The following is an 18,449-nucleotide window of genomic DNA, read 5'->3' on the forward strand; positions in this document are numbered from 1 at the left end:
TATTAAAGAAGGCTCCAGACCCGAGACTGCCCGAGATGCGCTTGATTATGGATATTTTAGATACTTCCATGGTTTGATGAGCGCTTGAGGAATAGCTGGTGGTAACTGCCTGCCATAAAACGTTATCGGGTTTCTTGATCAAGTTTCATCAGCTCTTTCCCCATTTCGGTTAATCGATATTTTTGTAATCGGCTGTTGGGCGTATCAGGTAACGTCATTTCAATCATCTGAAGTGTTATCAATTGCTTGATTTGTTTATTTAATTCACCAGATACCATTTTATGTCCCAGCGCCTTGGCGATTTGAGACTTGCCAGCATCTCCTTTGTGGAGCACCAGCATGACCCTGGCAGCAAGTTTTGACTCTAGCCGTGACTCTAGCCGTGACTCTAGCCGTTCATGTGAAAGCTCATCTTCGATATCATGTTTTGTTTGCATATTTATTGGTTGCGCCAACGGTACTATAAAGCGCATTCGCATCCCTATTTCAATAATTTCAGGTTCTGGTAAATTTTGCTCTTTGGCTTCGGTGAAGATGCGGCTTACACCACTTCCCCATTGCTCGATCAGGTTAAGCTCACGAAATACTCTTGCAATCACATGGTTTCTGATTTTGGAGACACCCTGACGAATGTCTTCAATAGTTATGCCGGGTAGAAGTATGCCGGGATTTTCGATTTCAATACGATCATCAAAAAAGGAGACACGAATTGGTGCCCCTCGCTGTGAGTAGTCGGTATGAATCAGTGCATTGATAATTACTTCACGGAGGATTAGAAGCGGGATGTTCCACACATCCTTCCTGTAAATTTCAGTAAAATCAGCGCCTCGCATGGCATGTTTTTTTAGAAAAAGCATGATGCTTTCCACAGCATCCGGAAGATAATCATGTATATCAAGATGATCAAAAATTTTGGACTTGTCCTGACCAATGAATCGACCGCATTGTATCCAGGCATCTGGAAATTGTGCCCTGCGATTTTTGCCAAATAATAAAATGGCTCCTTTTGTGGGCACGAGCCGACCCTGATGGTGCGTAACAAGCTTCAGGGTTAGAAGAGTTTGTTCGTTCAAAGTGCAGATCCCTGTGAAAAGCGCTTGGGCTTTTGCCAAGTCGATATCATCGAAGGAAAGATCCGGCATCGGCATCTCATCAAAAATGACGCCTTCCATTCGGCGGCGCAATTCAGCAATTAATTCACAATCTGCCTGACGATTTGTTGACCCCAGCCTGACATATACGCCATGCTCCATACCATCTGCATTGAACCAATGAGGGCGTGTACTGCTGACAAATACTTCAACAAGCAATATCGTTTTTCCTTCAATGGTCATTAATTCTATATTGGGTACCAAGCGCGGAGAAATTGAATCGGCGATGAGATTGCAAAGGCGTTCTTCTTCATCCAATGGTTGTTCCACCCCGGTAATTTTTTGTTTATCGTCTACTCCGATAATGAGCCGACCGCCAGCAGTATTAGCGAAGGCTACAATAGATTTCAGCAATGGTTTTGGCGAAGACAGATCGCGTTTGAATTCGAGTGTTTTGCCTTCAGGTTGCATTATGAGCCTGTCAATCATCATCGATTATTCTCGCTTGTAAGCTGATTAGGTGTCGCCATAATTTTTAATGCCTGGATTGTATTATTTGTGTTCGGCACAATCCACTACTCTTTCATTTTTCAACAAATCCTTAATAAACTGCCCCCATTGATTAAGTGCTTCTTTCCGTTGGGGCAGCATTTCATTCTTATTATACGTTGCCATTATTTTAGGCATTTTGTGGCCCAGACATTTTTCAATAACAACGGGATCAATATTCAACGTTTCTCCCATTTGGGTAGCGAATGTCCGACGTAAATCGTGCGCTGTCCAATGAGGTATATTCAAACGATCCTGAATTCGGTTTACAGCACGAGGTAATGCCTTATCGCTCAATGCGCTTATGCCGTCGGCACCACTTATGACAAATTCGCCTTCGCTGCAACTTTGCAGCTCTTTAAGCAAGGATTTAACCAGATCCGTCAGGTGAACACGCATGATAATACCGGTTTTGGTGTTGTGCGCCGGAATTGTCCATAACGAATTGCCAAAATCAAATTCACACCATTTGGCTGCGTGCAATTCGCCAAAACGAACCCCGGTAAGCAATAATATTTTCAGGGCGATTTTTATGGGTAATGAAATGGCACTTTGATTGCTATCCAAAAACAACCATAATTGTTTAATCTCATTCAGGCTCAGGTAACGGTCGCGCGGTTTTTCAAGCCCACCAATGTCTCTTGCACGTATATTGGCGGCAGGGTTTACAGCCATTTCTCCCCGACTCACAGCATAGTTAAACGCTTGTTTTAAAGTCGATAAAACTTTATTGGCATGAACCGGTGAGCCGCGTTTGACAATTTTATCCAGCGCATGGGTGATATCGCGTGTTTTCAGTGTTTCAATTTCCCGATCACCCAACAGAGGAATGATATCGGCATCAATCTGTTGCCTGATTTGCTGAGGCTGTGCCCGATGTTTTTCTATGTAATTGGAATACCAGTTCAAGACCAAATTTTTTACAGTATTATGTTCCTGTAGCTTTTTTTCATGCAGGTGATCTTGCGGATTAATCCCTTCCTTGCGCATGTCACTCAATTCGATAAATTGCTTTTTGGCAGCAGACAGGCTAACAGCCGGGTAATGGCCCAAAGTGATAAAATAACGCTGACCATCTATCCTGTATCGGTACAGCCAAGTCTTTAATCCCTTGGGCGTAACGCGGATACCAAATCCCCCATCCCTGAACTCTTCATAACGCACAGACTTTGTTTTCAAGGCTTTGATATAAGCATCAGTAAAGTATCGTTCCATTGCCATTTGCTCCCAACCAGGTGTACTATCAGGTGTACTTTCGCATGTTCTCTTATGAAATTATTTGATAACAATTGAAGTATAGCATCAGCATTATTTTATTCAATTACAATGAGTTACAGTTGATGATTGATATTAAATGATAGTGATTGATAAGGGCATTTATTAGAATGGGGTGCTAGTGGTCGTAGGTTCAAATCCTACCGTCCCGACCAATTAAATCCTCTTAAAATCATATAGTTAACAAGAAAATCTCCATATAAATAAATAAAAATCTAATCTTGGTACCAATTTTGGTACCTGTTTCTAAAAGTGCAGTGAACTGGCTTTCATGGAGAGAGTAGATTGAAAACTGCATTTATAGAAACATCAGCCATCAACTGGCTTTATGAAAATAACATAGAGCCGGGAATATGCAATCAAAGTTTGGCAGCCAATAACCTTATTCCTGTAGTAGGTATGGATACGATTTACGAATTAGGCCGGACTTTTACTACAAGCAAGCCTGATACGGGAGCAAAACTATTTAGCTGGCTATATCGGTTAAATCCGATGTATAGTTGCCAAAGGGAGAGGCTTTATGCCAATGAATTAGACAGCTTCCTTCATGGCTCTCCAATTGCGGGGTTATTGGAATATTATTCAAAAGAGGTTTTAACCCAACGGCTCAAAGATTTTTCATCAGGTATTTTTAGCACTATACATGAAGAGTTCATGGCTGGAAGACAGTTTTTTTGGGATGACTGTAGAGAAAAGTTATGGAGTCCAAATCAGGTTAAACAAAATCGCGGTTTAGTATTTTCTGATTATTTGCAACACTGCCTTAAAGAAATTGTAAGCAATATCTCTATATTGCAAATATGGTTAAAAGAGCTAACTGGAATACAATTGCCGCAAGACCAAGCCAATAATCTTCTCAAAAAATTAAATTCATACAGGGCATTACGAACTAGCCTTTATTCGCAATTTTATCTGAATTACTTAATCATTAAAAACCATACCAAACCCAGAGAAGATAGATTCACCGATAGCCTGCAATTAATAGGAGCATCATATTGCTCTTGTATTATAAGTCATGACAAAAATCTTTTAGATACTTTAGCCCCTAACCTCAATCCTGATATCGACCCTATTAGGGTTGACTTTTTACGGGAAGATAGCGCCATAATTCCAATTTATTAAAATAGCTCTATAACCAGAACACTGCAACATAGCAGATAAAAAAGCCTCTGAATCATAGGCTTAGTACCTGGAAAACACACAAGTCCGTCCATCCACATCCACCGAACAATAATCATTGATAAACAGATCCCGGGCAAAGGCCTCACAATCAAAATAGCACATCAAATTATCCGGTATTGCATTGCCATAGCATTCTTTAAACAAGTGCCAGGCGAAATCTGATATAGGCGCGGATTTTTGGACGAAAAAAAGGTATTTTTAAGAGCTATTCTTCTATTATAAGAGGAGAATAGGATGACCAAAAAGCGAAATTAACGCCGTGTGCAACTTACAACGGGGCGACAAGTCCATCAAACTGGGTTAATTTTGCCCCTCGCTTGTGATTAAGAAAGCATCCAATTGTATGCGCCAAGGTTTTTCGTCCGATTCTGCTGGTCAGGTGCCAGAGGTCGCGAGCCCTGACTTTTTGAATATGAAAGCGCTCTGTCAGTTGCCCAATCACCGTTTCAACCAATCTGCGGGTAGATACGAGCCACTTGCTAAAATCTGAGCCGCGTGGGTCTGTCATATTGGAGCGCAGAGGCGTTTGCAGGGTAACATTCGTATGTTGTCGGATTTGTTCCTGAAAATCTTGGCCTATCAATCCCTTATCAGCAATAATCATGCCCTGTACGTTGTCGAGATTATCCCAGACGGACTCTCGTTCATCAATGTTTGCCTGTGTGACGGTTATGGCGGTAATGACGCCTTGTGAGTCAATCAACAGATTGCCCTTGAACCCATAATAGCGCTCATTTTTTGAGGCGCAGTAGCCATAAGCGGCGGCCTCTGAGAACAACCGGGAAAAGTTAGCGCGCCTGAAGTGACAAATTGGCAAAGGAAATCCGTCAGACATATGGAGTGAGTCATTGAAGGTACCCAGTTTCCCGGCCAGCAATTTTTGAATGCTTTGCTTAACGGCCCACAACTTGGCTGATTGCCTGGCGAAGCTCGTCCTGTCTCCAAGCCCGGGAAACCAATTCTGCCAGTGTCGCTTGAAATATGACCAAATTGCCTTATCGGTATCAAGCCCGAGAAACTCGCCAACCAGCTCTATCGTGATCACCTCGGGATCGGAGAGCCTGGGTGCAAAGCCTCGGGTTCTCAACTTTGTGATAACGGCCTTTTTGTAAAGGGAATCTATCAAACAAAAAGTACTAATGATAAAATCCTCAACCGGCACAGCATACTCCTTGTAGTCCTGGATCGTCGGAAAATCAAGAACTTACAAAATTATGCTGTGCCTTTCAAGCATCCACTCTCTTATCCATTAAAAGTTGCACACGGCGTAAATTATTACACTGCATCAAAAAAATCAAAGATTGCACTTGCTGCCATTGAGGGGAAATTGACCCAGGCCCAGTTAACCAGCGAGTACGGCGTGCATGCTACCCAAATTAAAGCCTGGAAGCAAACGGCATTGCAAGCGATATCTGACGTGTTTTCCAACACTCGCGACAAAGATAAAAAAACACAAACAGAACTTATCGATGCCTTATATGAGGAAATTGGTCGGCTCCAGGCACAATTGTCCTGGTTAAAAAAAAAATTTCCATCTGAGCCTGGATGAAAAACGCAGACTCATCGATAGCAGCGCTGAAATAACGATCCGAGAGCAGTGCATGCTACTCGGATTGAGCGTTTCCAGTTACTATTACAAGGCGTCTTCCATATCAGCAGAAGATGAGCGATTAATGACGCTGCTTGACGAGCATTATCTCCAATATCCCTGTGAAGGCAAAATTAAGCGCGCACAATGGCTATCAAAAGAGGTTGGTTATACTGTTGGTAGACGTCGTATCAAGAGACTCATGGAGGTCATGGGGTTAGAAACCGTCTACCCAAAGCCAAATACAAGCGTACCCAATAAAGAGCACACCGTGTACCCCTATTTATTGCGAGATATCGATATCACAAAACCCGATCAAGTATGGGCGGCGGATATCACATACGTCAGGATGAAAGGCGGTCACGTCTATTTGCTCGCCATTATGGATTGGTATAGCCGCTATGTGGTTCAATGGGCCGTTTCACCAACGCTTGAGGCTGAATTCTGTGTAGAAGCACTTAGAAATGCTTTGCTGAAAGGACGATGTGAAATCTTCAACACTGATCAAGGGTCACAATTCACCTCAAGTGACTGGATAAACACGCTAAAAACCCACAGGATCTCCATCAGTATGGATGGGCGAGGTCGCTACCTTGATAATATTTTTATAGAGCGTTTATGGCGTAGTGTTAAACAAGAAAAACTCTATCGATATTCTTTTGAGTCAATTGAAGAAGTTGAGCTGGCATTATGTGAATACTTTGATTATTATAACCACCGAAGACCGCACCAGTCCTTCAGATATTTCACACCAGCGGACATGTATTTTCAACACCGTAAAAAAACATGAGCTCCGTGTGTCATGGCTTACCCACAGGGTCAACAGGCCTATCCGAGACAATGAAAGCTCTCCTGGCCTATGGACTTGTGGATAAGCCATTCTGAGAGCAAGGTGATTAGACTAACAAGATGGGAATAGCTCTTATTTTCCCTGAATTTTGTTCCAGTGCCCCGGACCTATCTAAGCTGCATCAACAATTAAAGGAGAAGATTGTGGCTGCCAATATCGAAGATTTGAAAGAAAAAATGCAAGCAGTAGAAGTACCTATATACCGCTTATCCGATTACAGTCTTCAAAAATATGTTAGTACAAATATCATTCAAATACTAAAAATCATTTTTTCGGATGCTAACGTTCCTGGCTCACTTCTCAGTTTGGTGCCCGGGCTTGTCGGTTTAGTAACGATACAAGGTATTGAAAATACTGAACGTGATGAACTGGCGAATTACATCAATAATAACGATATAGATCCGTATAGCGTTGCTATGAGATCCATCGGTTATCTGTCATCTGATATTGAAATACCTGCGGTATCAAAAACGCAGGCAACTTTCTTTGGTCAAGAGGAAAATTGCGAACAACATGAAAAAATTCAAATTAATTTAACAATTCAAATATCGGTTCCAAAGTGTTTTAACCATGCTTTTGATATGTGTTTTACCGCATTGAGACTACCAATGGAACGAGCCTTGTCCTTGCCGCGTGATAATTTTGCATTATTTGAGTCTCAACGGAAAACAACGTCGTTAGATATGTGATAACACACGAAAATAAATGAAACTCAAAATCATGGCTTTCATATTTTCAGTTTATTATATGTGAAAAAAATCACTTATTAACCACAATATATTGATGTGATGGCCAACCTTGAGTGCCCCAGTTCGCAACTGATTATCTAGCGAGACTTGCGATCTATTACTCGTTCAGCATTAATCAATAACTTTTTGGGTGTGCCCCCGGCAAGAGGGGAAACCCATCCTTTTCCCAGCGAATCAAATTGACGTGTAAGCTCATGGTATCGCCGTTGCACATAAGCATGACGTAATCCATGGCATTTACTAAAACCCATCTGTTTCGTTTGCACTTGATAACGCCTCAGATGCTGTTTGTAGGTTCTGTTTTTGGGAATCAAGGATTGATTGGCAGACACCTGACCACAGGCTTTTTCTAACCATCGGCGTTGCTAATCATTGGTGAGCTGAATCTTGCGGCCAATCCAACCTTTGTCCAGCTTGGTTTGATTTTCAAACTGTCACCAGCCTATGCCTCGCTGAGCACAAGTTTCATTGATTCCTCTCGGCGCAATCCCAACAAGGCCTGTGCTTCAAGCGACAAGCTGATCATGGGATCGGTACATTTGGATAACTCGATGTGATAAACGGCTTTATTTTGAGTCGGGATGTAACTTCGCCTGGCAATTTGATAAGCATCGTTATCTGGTTTCACCAGCTGAGGTTTATCCAGAAAGACAGCGATTTTTCGAAGTTTCGACATGTAATTTTTGATGGTGGCCGGATTTTTGTCCTGTTTTTTCCAATACTCTACCAATACGTGAACATGTTTGGGTTTTAGGCCATTAATGTGAGTAACCTGAAAACCAAGTTGATGCAACGATTAAGCATATGGAACATGTCGGCCAGGCTGGCATACGAATAGCCCTTTAGCTCGTTCAGGCATTGATTGATGGAGTATTGCGCGTTACGCAGTTTCGTTTTACTCATTGAGATACTCTTCTTTCCATGAGCCAAATGTTTTTGGTATTTCCCAATTATGGGGGAATGACTTTATTTTTTTGGAAAGTGCTCCTTTAATTGGGGTAGAGCCGTTATAAGGGAAAAAACCATGGAACCTGAACACTGGTCAAAAAAAGTGACGGAAACCAGTCACTCGCTGGATATTGAAAAAGGACTGTTTACCTGGAGTTGCCCTAAAAAAATTGCAGCCGCCTTATGGGATTCGGCACTTAAAAGTAGCGAGCGTAAAGGCTCTGTGTATCAGTCTGCCATGTCCATGCTAAATTTTTATATTAACCGCGCGGGTTGCCACTTGCCTCAAGAACAAAAAGAAGTTTTGCTGGATGCGAAACGAGAACTGAAGTTATTGGCAAAAGTTAAGAATGAGCGTTAATAGTACTGCTGCTGCATGGCAAAACTTAATTCGCAGGAACTTCTTAAAACCATCGGCATGCTTATTGTGCTTCCTCCCTTGGCCAGGGTTGATTTGAGTCAGCGATAAAGTCCCGTGGACAAGAGGAAATGCCTGATTCTGTAGTGAATTCGTTCTTTTGGTGCATTTTTTATCTATTTCTTACTTTGCAACTGCTTCTGTGTTCGTCTATTCTGATTCATGTGCATGAGAATATGCCGTCGTTTATGCACTCAACACATCTCTTGGTGTTTCAATGCCTTGTTCTGTATTTTATTGAAAACATTAAGATTTACCACTTCGATAACAGGGATGAATCATGAAAATATTAAAAAGCATGATGTTTACAGCGTTAGCTGTGTGTTCTTCTTTCAGCCAGGCAAACAGTACCACTCCGCTTTATAACCTTTCAACACTGGTGGACATGTCTACAAACAGTGAATTTGCCAGAGCAAATTGCCCTGTATCTAACGGAAATCATACCTGTAACGTTGCCGGTTCTACCCGTGACATTCTGGGTAACATCTATGTCACCATGGTTGTGCCTAAAGGTCAGATTTTTAAAATTACTCCTGCGGGCAAGACCTCACTGTATGCAACCCTTGATATCGGTAGTGATGACCCGGCAGCCATTGATAATAACAATGTGGCTTTTCGGGTTACCATGGATGCTCTTGCGAACATGTATGTCTCCTTCAGATCCGTTGACACAACGCAAAATCCAACGGACATGAACGGGGTATGGGTTGTTCCTGCCGGCGGTGGTCATTGTGCGCTCGATTCCAGCAATACCTGTAAAAAGTTATTTCCGGCGATTGGCCAGACCACGAACCCGGTGCTGCGATTTGTTGATGGGGTGACGCTCGATGGTTTCGGTAACCTGTATCTCGCTGATGCGCAAATGGGGAATGTCTGGAAAATTAACCTTTTCAGCAAGAACGGCGCGTTATGGGCTGGAACCGATGCTGGAAGCTCCCCGAACTTTCTTGCTGGTAATCCGATAGATATTTTGCTCGGTTCACCATTAAGCGGCAGGGGCTTTGGGGTGGTCGGGCTTGACTATGACAAGCTGAAAAATGTGTTATATGCAACCAACTTTGACACTGGCAGCGTCATTGCCGTTCCCGTCAAGCTGAACGGTTCTGCCGGTAAACAGAGTGTATCGCTTAACCTTTCTGCAGAAGACAGACAGCTCGAAGCTATTCAGATTGTGGACGATCTCTTCAATGTTCATGGCAGAAAGCTCGTTGTTGCAAACACCTTGTCCGGGTTTATCGGATTTTCCAAATTTGTAGGTTGCCAGCAGAATATTCCTGGCTTTTGCCCGGCACCCTTTGTGCAGCCTTCTAATGGTCAACAGCTGTTATCTGCAAACCTCGATGCTCCTGGAGGATTAAATTTTCAACCTTTAATCAACAATCCAGAGCTTCAGGCACCTGCATCAGTCATTAACGGCGTGCTGCGTTCACAAACGCTTTATATTAACGCACTCGGACAGCTCGATGGCTCAGGGTCAAAAATCCTGAAAGCTACACCTGTTAGATAATGGTTTAAGTTTAATACCTGCAGATAGAGCGGCTGAAGAGGGTATGCGTCAGCCGCTTTATCTTGCTACAGAGCCTTAGAAGAGTGACAACACTTAATTTGCGCTTAAGCCAGGCATGATAGAGTGAGCGCTTCGTTTATTTTGTCAGAGTAATCAATGTCGGGTGTAATTCTTGTTTTTGCAGATTGTACGGCCCCGTCGGCTAAAGGAGATTTTGCTTTTGCAGGTCAGATAGCGCGCGATCTCGCTGTAATGGTGTGGCAAAATTATCCGGATGTTCGCCTGATATTAACGAGCTCCCGGGAGGGAATGCCTAATTATGTCTCCTTATACGCTTCGCCAGAAGAAGGTGTGGTTGATATTGAAGGCGTGAGAATTGAAATCTGCGCGCTGGATACGTTTGACCCCCGTGGTGAGCCGGTGATTGGGTTTATCCAGGCCAATCCCTGTAAATTAGCCTCTGGAGAACTTATCAGACGGGTTGTGATGCCCGAAACCCGGATGGCGATTGTGCGTAACTCCAACCAGTATTTTTTCGAAGACATTAAGAAAATCAGTGAGGACGTAGTACATTTTCTGGCAGCAAGCCAGATGCATGTATACCCCTATTTCGATGATGATTCAGTGAGCGTCAGTACGGCAGGTTTTATGGAGGCGCAATGGGGATTGCCTCATATTGCAACCATGCCATCTCAGGCACTCACACCCTCCGTAAAACCCGAGCAGCCATGGGGGGTGTGTTACTTTAAAGATGAAGGCATTACTGAGACATTATTTGCATACAGTCAATATATCTCGCTCTCCTCGCAGCCCTTACAGATTCTGATTGGAAATTTTGATGAGTATATGCCCCCTGTAACCGATGACCTGGTTGAGAGATTCAAAACACTAAGCCCAACATTCACGGTCTTTACGTTTTATCATGCCTTAAACAACAACGACTTTCGTCATTTGATGGCTTCCTGTCCATCGACTCTCGTTGGCGTAACCGGTGTTAGCAGCACCCTTGAAGCGATAGCTTCAGGGAAGCTGCCGTATTATCAGTATTTATATAAAAACAGGCATTTTTCAGCCTCGTGGCTGACGGCGGTACGCGAACAGTCTATTGATGCTGCGCCGGAAATGCGCGAACGGCTTTTTGCGTTTTCCTCACGTCTCTTTGCTCCTAAACCGCTGGAAAGCGCTGAATATGACGCAATGCATCGGGATTTACGGGACGCCACTCTTGTTGACAACCTGCAGAAGGTGCATCAAAAAACCTTTGCCGCAGCAAATGGCCGTTTGGGAGCGCGTTTGCTCGGTTTTTTTGACAGGCCCTCGGCGCTCGTTTCAGAAAGACAGTACCGCGTGGCTTGTGAACGTTTGAGACGAATTGGCGACACTGCTCCCCCGACGGCCAGTCAGGCGCTGCGCCGGGCAGCGGCTTTGGGATATGGTCTCGAAGCGCGCATCATTCTTCTGCATTGTCCGGGAATTATTAATCATCAGGATACGACCCACAGTTACCGCACGGCACTGCATTGGGCGGTTATCAATCAGCACCTGGATGTACTCAGGATGCTTGTGCGGGCCGGCGCAAGTCCTTTGATTGCCGATAAATTCGGAAAGACAGCCCTTGATTATGCTGGTACCATACCCGCTAAAGGTTCGCAATGCAGCATGATGAGTCTGCTTGAACAGGAATTGAAAGCGCTCGAGTCCTCGCCGGCATCATCATCGGACCCCGCGAGCTTGATGCATCACTAGAAAGAGGGTACAACATGCCTGCCAGAAAATGGATTTCACTGCTCTTGTGGATAGCGTTATTTCAGTGTGCGGGCTTTTTGTCGGGCCTTTTAACACAGGCAAACATTACCTCATGGTATGCGCCTCTCGCAAAATCATCGCTCACCCCTCCGGGCTTTGTTTTTTCCATTGTCTGGACGCTCTTATACCTGCTTCTTGCCGGAACAGGCTGGTGGTTATCGCAGCAAAAACACTATCGGCCAGAGTATGCGCTCTTCTGGATACAGATGCTTTTGAACTGGGCGTGGACGCCGATTTTTTTTCATCTGCATCTGACAGGCCTGGGAGTCATCCTGCTGACAGTGATGCTTGTCCTGAATGCCTGGCTCATTTTACGCTTGAAGGCGCGTGAGAGCAGACTGTATCTGGTCTTGATTCCCTATTTTTTATGGCTTCTGTTCGCGACATATCTGAACATGGTCATCTGGATGCTGAATGTAAAAGGCGGCGCATGAAACGTTTGCACCTTGTTCTTGGCAATCAACTGTCTGAATCGATTTCGAGCCTGAAGGACTTTAATCCTGAAAAAGATTTGGTCTTGATGTGTGAAGTCATGGAAGAGGCTACGTACGTCAGGCACCATCAAAAAAAGATTGCCTTTCTCTTTTCCGCGATGCGCCATTTTGCACACGCTCTGAGCCTTAAGGGATATCAGGTCGAATACACGCGGCTTGATGACCTGGATAACGCGGGTTCATTCAGAGCCGAGGTTCAGCGTGCACTCAAGCGTCACACGATTACACGCATTGTGGTCACTCATCCCGGCGAATTCCGAGTGCTTGAGGATATGATGCAGTGGGAGGCCGCTTTCGGCATTCCCGTTGATATACGACCTGATGACAGTTTTTTGTGTACGCTTGAAGAATTTTCAGACTGGGCAAAAGACCGTAAACAACTTCGCATGGAGTATTTTTATCGGGAAATGCGCAGGAAATATTCCATTCTCATGGAGGGTGACAAGCCCATTGGCGGACAATGGAATTATGATGCAGAAAACCGAAAACCGCCCTCCAAACGACTTGCGATTCCAAAGCCATATGTTCTGGAACCAGATGCCATCACCGAAGAAGTCATGGCAATGGTAGAGGCCCGGTTTTCAGACCATTTTGGCCATCTGAGACCCTTTTATTTTGCGGTTACGCGCGAACAGGCGTTGAAGGTTCTGGAAGTGTTTATCGAGCAAAGGCTCGTGCATTTTGGCGATTATCAGGATGCGATGCTGGAAGGCGAGCCATGGATGTACCACGCTCACATCAGTTTTTATTTGAATTGCGGGCTGCTGTTGCCGCTTGAATGCATCAGTGCTGTACAGGAGGCGTATTTTCAGGGCAGGGCGCCATTGAATGCAGTTGAAGGGTTTATTCGTCAAATCATGGGCTGGCGCGAATATGTTCGGGGCATTTACTGGCTGAAAATGCCACACTATCGAGAGATGAATTTTTTTGCGGCCACCCGCAATCTACCTGATTTTTACTGGTCAGCAGATACAAAGATGAACTGCCTCGCGCAATGTGTTTCTGAGACGCAGAAAAATGCCTATGCGCATCATATTCAGCGCCTGATGGTGCTTGGCAATTTTGCGCTTCTTGCAGGTATTGATCCGGCACAGGTCAATGCGTGGTTTCTGATAGTGTATGCTGATGCTTATGAGTGGGTGGAGCTGCCGAATGTGTCTGGCATGATTCTATTCGCTGACGGTGGCTATCTTGCCAGTAAGCCGTATGCCGCAGGTGGCAGTTATATCCATAAAATGTCAGATTACTGCAAACACTGTCATTATAACGTGCTTGAAAAAACCGGCTCGAGTGCGTGTCCATTTAATTATCTTTACTGGAATTTTTTGTCACGAAACCGTGAGAAACTGCAGTTTAATCAGCGCTTAAGTGCCATGTATAAAACCTATGACAAAATGAGTGCGGAAAAAAAATACGCCATCGAGAAAGACAGTGCCGAATTTCTCAGAGGCCTTGAAGAACAAAGCGCGGTTTAGGGCGCTCCCTGGTGCTTTGACAAAATCCCTCAGGTTAACGTTTCCTTGTCTTCATAATTGGGAATGACGCATTTACAGCGAAACTGCTGTTCGATTTTAGATTTAAGCGCTTCTGCGGATTCTTTTTCACCATGAGTGATAAAAATAGTTTCAGGCGATTTTTTTAACTGACTCAGCCACAGGAGTAATTCCGTCTGATCCATATGCGCAGATGCATTTTTCATCTGGACGACTTCAGCGCGAATAGGAACCATCTGACCAAACATTTTCACTTCTTTTTCGCCACGAACCAGCCTGTCGCCACGCGTACCGCCCGCTTGAAAGCCGCTGAAAACAATGGTGTTTCTATGATTGGGTGCCAGATTGCGTATGTGATGAATAACACGTCCGCCGGTGGCCATGCCGCTCGCGGAAATTAAAATCATGGGTTCTTTTTTCTGGTTCAGTGCAATGGATTCTTCAACTGAGCGAATATATTGAGCCACGCCGCATACTTCCCTCGATTGTTCAGGGTTTAAGCGCGTTTCGCGCGGGTGGCGTGCAAAAATTTCGGTGGCATTAGTGGCCATTGGGCTGTCCACAAAAACCGGTATATCAGGGATGCGTTTTTTAGCCTTTAACTGTTGAATATAAAACAGCAGGGACTGGGTACGGCCAACGGCAAAGGCCGGAATTAAGACGGTACCATGCCGCCTGACTGTGCGGTTGATGATATCTCCCAGCTGTGTTTCGGGGTCTTCTGAATCATGCAGGCGGTTGCCATAGGTGGATTCAATTACGAGATAACTGGCTTCAAATGGCGGCTCTGGCGGATTCATAACCGGGTCGTGCATGCGCCCGATATCTCCTGAAAACAGCAGGGTGCTGTCGTGGTGCTCCAGCAGAATCGAGGAGGCGCCAAGAATATGTCCGGCATAACGAAAAGACGCATGAAAATTATCGTGAATTTTGAATGGGGTGTGCCATTCCTGCGGATGAAAATAATCAAGACATTTCTCGGCTTCCTCACGGGTATAAAGCGGCAGGGCGGGGTGGTGCTTCGAGTAGCCCTTTTTATTGGCATAAAACGCTTCTTCTTCCTGGAGATGGCCGCTGTCAGGCAACAAAATCCGGCATAAATCATAAGTCGCACTGGTGCAGATGATTTTTCCATGAAACCCGTTCTTAACCAGCAGGGGAAGATAGCCGCTGTGGTCGATGTGTGCATGGGTCAGGAGCACGTACTCAATGTCTGCAGGACGGATGGGCAGGGGATTCCAGTTTCGCAGACGAAGCTCTTTAAAGCCTTGAAAAAGCCCGCAGTCAACGAGCACACTCGTTTTTTCAGTCTTTACCAGATACTTTGATCCCGTTACGGTTTGCGTTGCTCCTAAAAACTGTATATCCATCACTAGTCCCTGCGGGTATTGAATATTGTCAGTATAGGATGGATTGGAACGCCATGACGAGATAAGTTTTTCACAATCCCTTGATTCAACAGAACGAGGTTCACTAAACTCATGGTACTACTCATACAGAAGAGCACATGATGAACCTGTTAATTGCCGGCGCTTCCGGCTTTATCGGCACAGAATTAACGAATGCACTTGCAAAAGACCATCAGTTGACGGTACTGGGACGCTCACAGGTACGATTGCAGCAGCATTTTTCGCAAAGCGTCCGGGCACTTACGTGGGACGCGCTCTCGGGGCATGATGCATTGCCCTATGACGCCGTTATCAACCTCTGTGGTTCCAACATTGGTGCAAGAAGATGGAGTGCGACAGTAAAAGACGAATTGATTGCCTCACGCACCATGACCAATCAGCGGCTCATTGCATGGTTGAATGCCCAAAAGGCGACTCCGCGGTTTTTATGTGCCAATGCCATAGGCATTTACGGTGCGGAGGATAAAAGCACCGTTTCATTTGATGAAAATTCTCCGGTCCAGACAGACAGCTCGCCTGATTTTTTAAAGCAGATTGGACTTGCCTGGCAGGACGCGCTGAAGCCGGCAGCGGATGCCGGAATGTCGGTTACAACACTGCGTTTTGGGGTGGTATTAAAAAAGGGCAAGGGCATGCTCAAAAAACTGGAGCTTCCCTATAAGGCCTGCCTTGGAAGCATTTTAGGAAGCGGGGAGCAGAGCCTTTCATGGATTCATCACGAGGATGTGGTGAATGCCGTGCGCTTTATTCTTGAGCATCCCGAAGCAAGCGGGCCTTTTAACCTCACATCGCCCAATCCCGTCACGCAAAAGGAATTCGCTAAAACCTTTGCAGCGGTTTTAAAGCGCCCGCTTCTGTTGAAAACACCGTCCTTTTTCATCAGAGCGCTTTTAGGTGAGATGGGTGAATACCTGCTGTTAAAAGGCCAGAGCGTGCTGCCTAAACGTTTGCTCGAGGCGGGCTTTAGCTTTAAGTACCCTACACTTGAAGCCGCGTTAAGACGTGAGTATTCTTAACGCGCTCTCGCTTGCGGGTATCGCTGCCTCGCTCTTTTTCTGCTGCAGGAGTGCTTTTAAAAGCTGCATGACATAATCGCTCGCCACCTGAACGCTCCCCGGAATATCAGATGAACCGATATCCTTGTCATTGCCTTCGTTATCGAGTTTATTACTTACAACACGGATAGCAAGGCTCGGGATTTGCAGGAAAGTGGTCGCCTGGTAAAATGCGGAGGTTTCCATGTCAATGGCGAGTGCGCCGGATGCACGCAGCGCAGGAAAAGTGCCTTTGGGCGCCGGGAAGACATTAGACGTGACGACCGTCCCTCGATGGACAGGTGCGCTAAGGGTTGCGGCGATGGCCAGTAAATCCCTGTGGGCAGAATAAACCGGCAGAATTTTTTGCTCCGTTAAGGGATGTGTGAGGCAGCTTTCAAAAGGTGTATTTGCAAGTGCTGTAAACATGCCCTGCGCTTCGGCTTCAAAAGCCGATTCAACAAGGATAATGTCACGAATGCCAAGCCCATTTTCAATGGCGCCAGCAGTACCCATGAAAAGCATGCATTGTGGATTGAAATGTGCATGCACGAGTGTCGTGATAATCGTGGCAAATCCCGTACCCACGCCCGTCGGTGTCAGTAATATCCGATAACCCTCAAGCTCAAAAATCTCAAAAGAAAGCGCGCCAATCGTAAAACTTTCCCGTTTCAGCGTTTTTAAATTATCCTTTAAAACTGCCAGTTCTTCGGTCATTGCGGAAAGTATGGCACAGTCAACCGGCTGAGGCTGTGAGGATGAGGGCTGTTCGCATGTCGAGATCATGATTATCTCCAAAAAAACACGGCTGGATTATCGCGGCTTTTGGACGGAGAAAGCTACTCTTTTTTTGAAGAACGTATAAGTCTGAACAGTAACGGATTGATAGCAATTGAAATCAAGGCGCCGGCAAGAATCAACTCCTGGCCTTCTAATGGCAAAAGATTTAACTGTACGCCATGGGCTGCGAGAATAAAGGAGAATTCGCCAATCTGTGCAAGGCTTACCGAGATGGTGAGGGCGGTGCTCAGCGGGTAGCGGAAAGCAAGAACCAGAAGGGTGGCGGCAATCGATTTGCCGATGACGATAATGCCGGTTACCGCAAGGACGCGCAGCGGGTGTTCGGTGAAAATCCAGGGGTTAAAAAGCATGCCGACAGAGACGAAAAACAAGACGGCAAAGGCTTCTCTGAAAGGGAGCGTTTCTTCCGCAGCGCGGCGGCTGAATTCCGATTCACGGATAATCATGCCTGAGAAGAACGCGCCAAGCGCAAAGGAAATGCCAAAGAGGCGGGATGCGCCAAAAGCGATGCTGACGGCTGCCGTGATGATGCAGAGCGTAAAGAGTTCATTCGAACCAGTGCGGATGACAAGGGCAAGCAGTTTTGGAAGCGCCCAGCGTCCGACAAGCAGCATAAATGCAATGAAGGCGGATACTTTAAGCAGGGTTATTCCCAATACGGCCCAGAGGCTTTGGCCGTTGGCACTAACCTCGCCATGAAACCAATGCGCGAGAAACGGCAGGAAGACCAGTGCCAGCACCATGGCGATGTCTTCGATAATCAACCAGCCAACGGCAATACGGGCGTTCATGGTGCCGAAGAGTCCCTCCGCTTCCATGGCACGAATAAGCACGACCGTACTCGCAACCGAAAGCGCAAGCCCAAGCACCAGCGCGTTGCTGAGCGGCCAGCCCCACAGCATGGCAAGCAGTGTTCCAAGGCAGGTTGCAACGAGAATCTGTAAGATTGCGCCAGGTAACGCGATTTTGCGGGTTTCAAGGAGCTCGTCCAGTGAAAAGTGCAGACCAACACCGAACATCAGCAGCATGACGCCAATTTCCGCGAGTTCAGCCGCTATTTCAGCGTTGGCTACAAAACCCGGTGTAAAAGGCCCGAGAATGACGCCTGCCAGCAGATAGCCAACAAGCGTTGGCAGTTTCAGGCGCACCGCTATAAGCCCCATCACCAGGGCAAGCCCAAGTGCGCTGGCCAGTGTGGTAATCAGCGGTAATCCATGCCCCATGTTCATTCCCTGATTCGTAGTGTCAGCAGTGA

General features: G+C 45.6%; 16 protein-coding genes and 2 pseudogenes. 10 read left to right on the forward strand and 8 right to left on the reverse strand.

The window, feature by feature from the left end:
* Positions 1 to 122: 122 nt before the first annotated feature.
* Positions 123 to 1,583: an AlbA family DNA-binding domain-containing protein gene (locus E4T54_RS09500; protein ID WP_238582770.1), complete on the reverse strand. Its 1,461-nt coding sequence runs from the start codon at positions 1,581 to 1,583 to the stop codon at positions 123 to 125.
* 60 nt (positions 1,584 to 1,643) lie between these two features.
* Positions 1,644 to 2,855: a tyrosine-type recombinase/integrase gene (locus E4T54_RS09505; RefSeq protein ID WP_058387000.1), complete on the reverse strand. Its 1,212-nt coding sequence runs from the start codon at positions 2,853 to 2,855 to the stop codon at positions 1,644 to 1,646.
* A gap of 345 nt (positions 2,856 to 3,200) precedes the next feature.
* Here E4T54_RS09505 and E4T54_RS09510 point away from each other — a divergent pair, with 345 nt between their 5' ends.
* On the forward strand, positions 3,201 to 4,037 hold the full coding sequence (locus E4T54_RS09510) for a hypothetical protein (RefSeq protein ID WP_028386439.1): 837 nt from the start codon (positions 3,201 to 3,203) through the stop codon (positions 4,035 to 4,037).
* Positions 4,038 to 4,097: 60 nt separating this feature from the next.
* Here E4T54_RS09510 and E4T54_RS09515 read toward each other — a convergent pair.
* Positions 4,098 to 4,256 (reverse strand): annotated as a pseudogene (locus E4T54_RS09515) (antirestriction protein ArdA); the annotation flags it as partial.
* Between the two features lie 109 nt (positions 4,257 to 4,365).
* Complete coding sequence (locus E4T54_RS09520) at positions 4,366 to 5,259, reverse strand: IS982 family transposase (protein ID WP_058387092.1); 894 nt, start codon at positions 5,257 to 5,259, stop codon at positions 4,366 to 4,368.
* A 57-nt stretch (positions 5,260 to 5,316) separates the two neighbouring features.
* Here E4T54_RS09520 and E4T54_RS09525 point away from each other — a divergent pair, with 57 nt between their 5' ends.
* The 3 genes from E4T54_RS09525 to E4T54_RS09535 all read left to right on the forward strand — a co-directional run bounded on the left by E4T54_RS09525 (position 5,317) and on the right by E4T54_RS09535 (position 7,224).
* Entirely contained in the window at positions 5,317 to 5,646 is a 330-nt protein-coding gene (locus tag E4T54_RS09525; RefSeq protein WP_115152842.1) for a hypothetical protein, read from the forward strand.
* Between the two features lie 37 nt (positions 5,647 to 5,683).
* Positions 5,684 to 6,475 (forward strand): IS3 family transposase, encoded by a 792-nt coding sequence (locus E4T54_RS09530; RefSeq protein ID WP_238582805.1) that lies wholly within the window; start codon positions 5,684 to 5,686, stop codon positions 6,473 to 6,475.
* Positions 6,476 to 6,678: 203 nt separating this feature from the next.
* Positions 6,679 to 7,224, forward strand: a complete 546-nt coding sequence (locus E4T54_RS09535) for a hypothetical protein (protein WP_131793738.1) — start codon at positions 6,679 to 6,681, stop codon at positions 7,222 to 7,224.
* A 137-nt stretch (positions 7,225 to 7,361) separates the two neighbouring features.
* Here the strand turns inward: E4T54_RS09535 and E4T54_RS09540 are convergent.
* Positions 7,362 to 8,187, reverse strand: a pseudogene (locus tag E4T54_RS09540) (phage integrase N-terminal domain-containing protein).
* A gap of 121 nt (positions 8,188 to 8,308) precedes the next feature.
* On the opposite strand from E4T54_RS09540, the gene E4T54_RS09545 reads away from it, so the two are divergent.
* The 5 genes from E4T54_RS09545 (at position 8,309) to E4T54_RS09565 (ending at position 13,932) form a co-directional block, all read left to right on the forward strand.
* Positions 8,309 to 8,593 (forward strand): DUF3175 domain-containing protein, encoded by a 285-nt coding sequence (locus tag E4T54_RS09545; RefSeq protein ID WP_035902760.1) that lies wholly within the window; start codon positions 8,309 to 8,311, stop codon positions 8,591 to 8,593.
* Between the two features lie 337 nt (positions 8,594 to 8,930).
* Positions 8,931 to 10,157: a hypothetical protein gene (locus E4T54_RS09550; RefSeq protein ID WP_028386765.1), complete on the forward strand. Its 1,227-nt coding sequence runs from the start codon at positions 8,931 to 8,933 to the stop codon at positions 10,155 to 10,157.
* A 309-nt stretch (positions 10,158 to 10,466) separates the two neighbouring features.
* Entirely contained in the window at positions 10,467 to 11,903 is a 1,437-nt protein-coding gene (locus tag E4T54_RS09555) for an ankyrin repeat domain-containing protein (protein WP_162261970.1), read from the forward strand.
* A gap of 14 nt (positions 11,904 to 11,917) precedes the next feature.
* A complete protein-coding gene (locus E4T54_RS09560; RefSeq protein ID WP_028386763.1) occupies positions 11,918 to 12,397 on the forward strand; it encodes a TspO/MBR family protein in 480 nt (159 codons plus the stop codon).
* On the forward strand, positions 12,394 to 13,932 hold the full coding sequence (locus E4T54_RS09565) for a cryptochrome/photolyase family protein (RefSeq protein WP_028386762.1): 1,539 nt from the start codon (positions 12,394 to 12,396) through the stop codon (positions 13,930 to 13,932). The genes E4T54_RS09560 and E4T54_RS09565 overlap by 4 nt, the downstream gene beginning before the upstream one ends.
* A gap of 29 nt (positions 13,933 to 13,961) precedes the next feature.
* Here E4T54_RS09565 and E4T54_RS09570 read toward each other — a convergent pair whose 3' ends face one another.
* Positions 13,962 to 15,320, reverse strand: a complete 1,359-nt coding sequence (locus E4T54_RS09570) for an MBL fold metallo-hydrolase (RefSeq protein WP_028386761.1) — start codon at positions 15,318 to 15,320, stop codon at positions 13,962 to 13,964.
* Positions 15,321 to 15,457: 137 nt separating this feature from the next.
* On the opposite strand from E4T54_RS09570, the gene E4T54_RS09575 reads away from it, so the two are divergent.
* The gene (locus tag E4T54_RS09575) at positions 15,458 to 16,375 is read left to right on the forward strand and encodes a TIGR01777 family oxidoreductase (RefSeq protein WP_238582778.1); all 918 of its coding nucleotides are present in this window, start codon (positions 15,458 to 15,460) and stop codon (positions 16,373 to 16,375) included.
* On the opposite strand, the gene E4T54_RS09580 is transcribed toward E4T54_RS09575, so the two are convergent.
* Together E4T54_RS09580 and E4T54_RS09585 are read right to left on the reverse strand one after the other, a co-directional pair.
* Entirely contained in the window at positions 16,355 to 17,179 is an 825-nt protein-coding gene (locus E4T54_RS09580) for a 5'-methylthioadenosine/S-adenosylhomocysteine nucleosidase family protein (protein ID WP_028386759.1), read from the reverse strand. The two genes, E4T54_RS09575 and E4T54_RS09580, sit on opposite strands and share 21 nt — an antisense overlap.
* A 53-nt stretch (positions 17,180 to 17,232) precedes the next feature.
* Positions 17,233 to 18,417 (reverse strand): cation:proton antiporter domain-containing protein, encoded by a 1,185-nt coding sequence (locus E4T54_RS09585; RefSeq protein ID WP_081776774.1) that lies wholly within the window; start codon positions 18,415 to 18,417, stop codon positions 17,233 to 17,235.
* Positions 18,418 to 18,449: the final 32 nt, after the last annotated feature.

Origin of the sequence: Legionella geestiana (assembly GCF_004571195.1) — a bacterium.
Classification (GTDB): Bacteria; Pseudomonadota; Gammaproteobacteria; order Legionellales; family Legionellaceae; genus Legionella_B; species Legionella_B geestiana.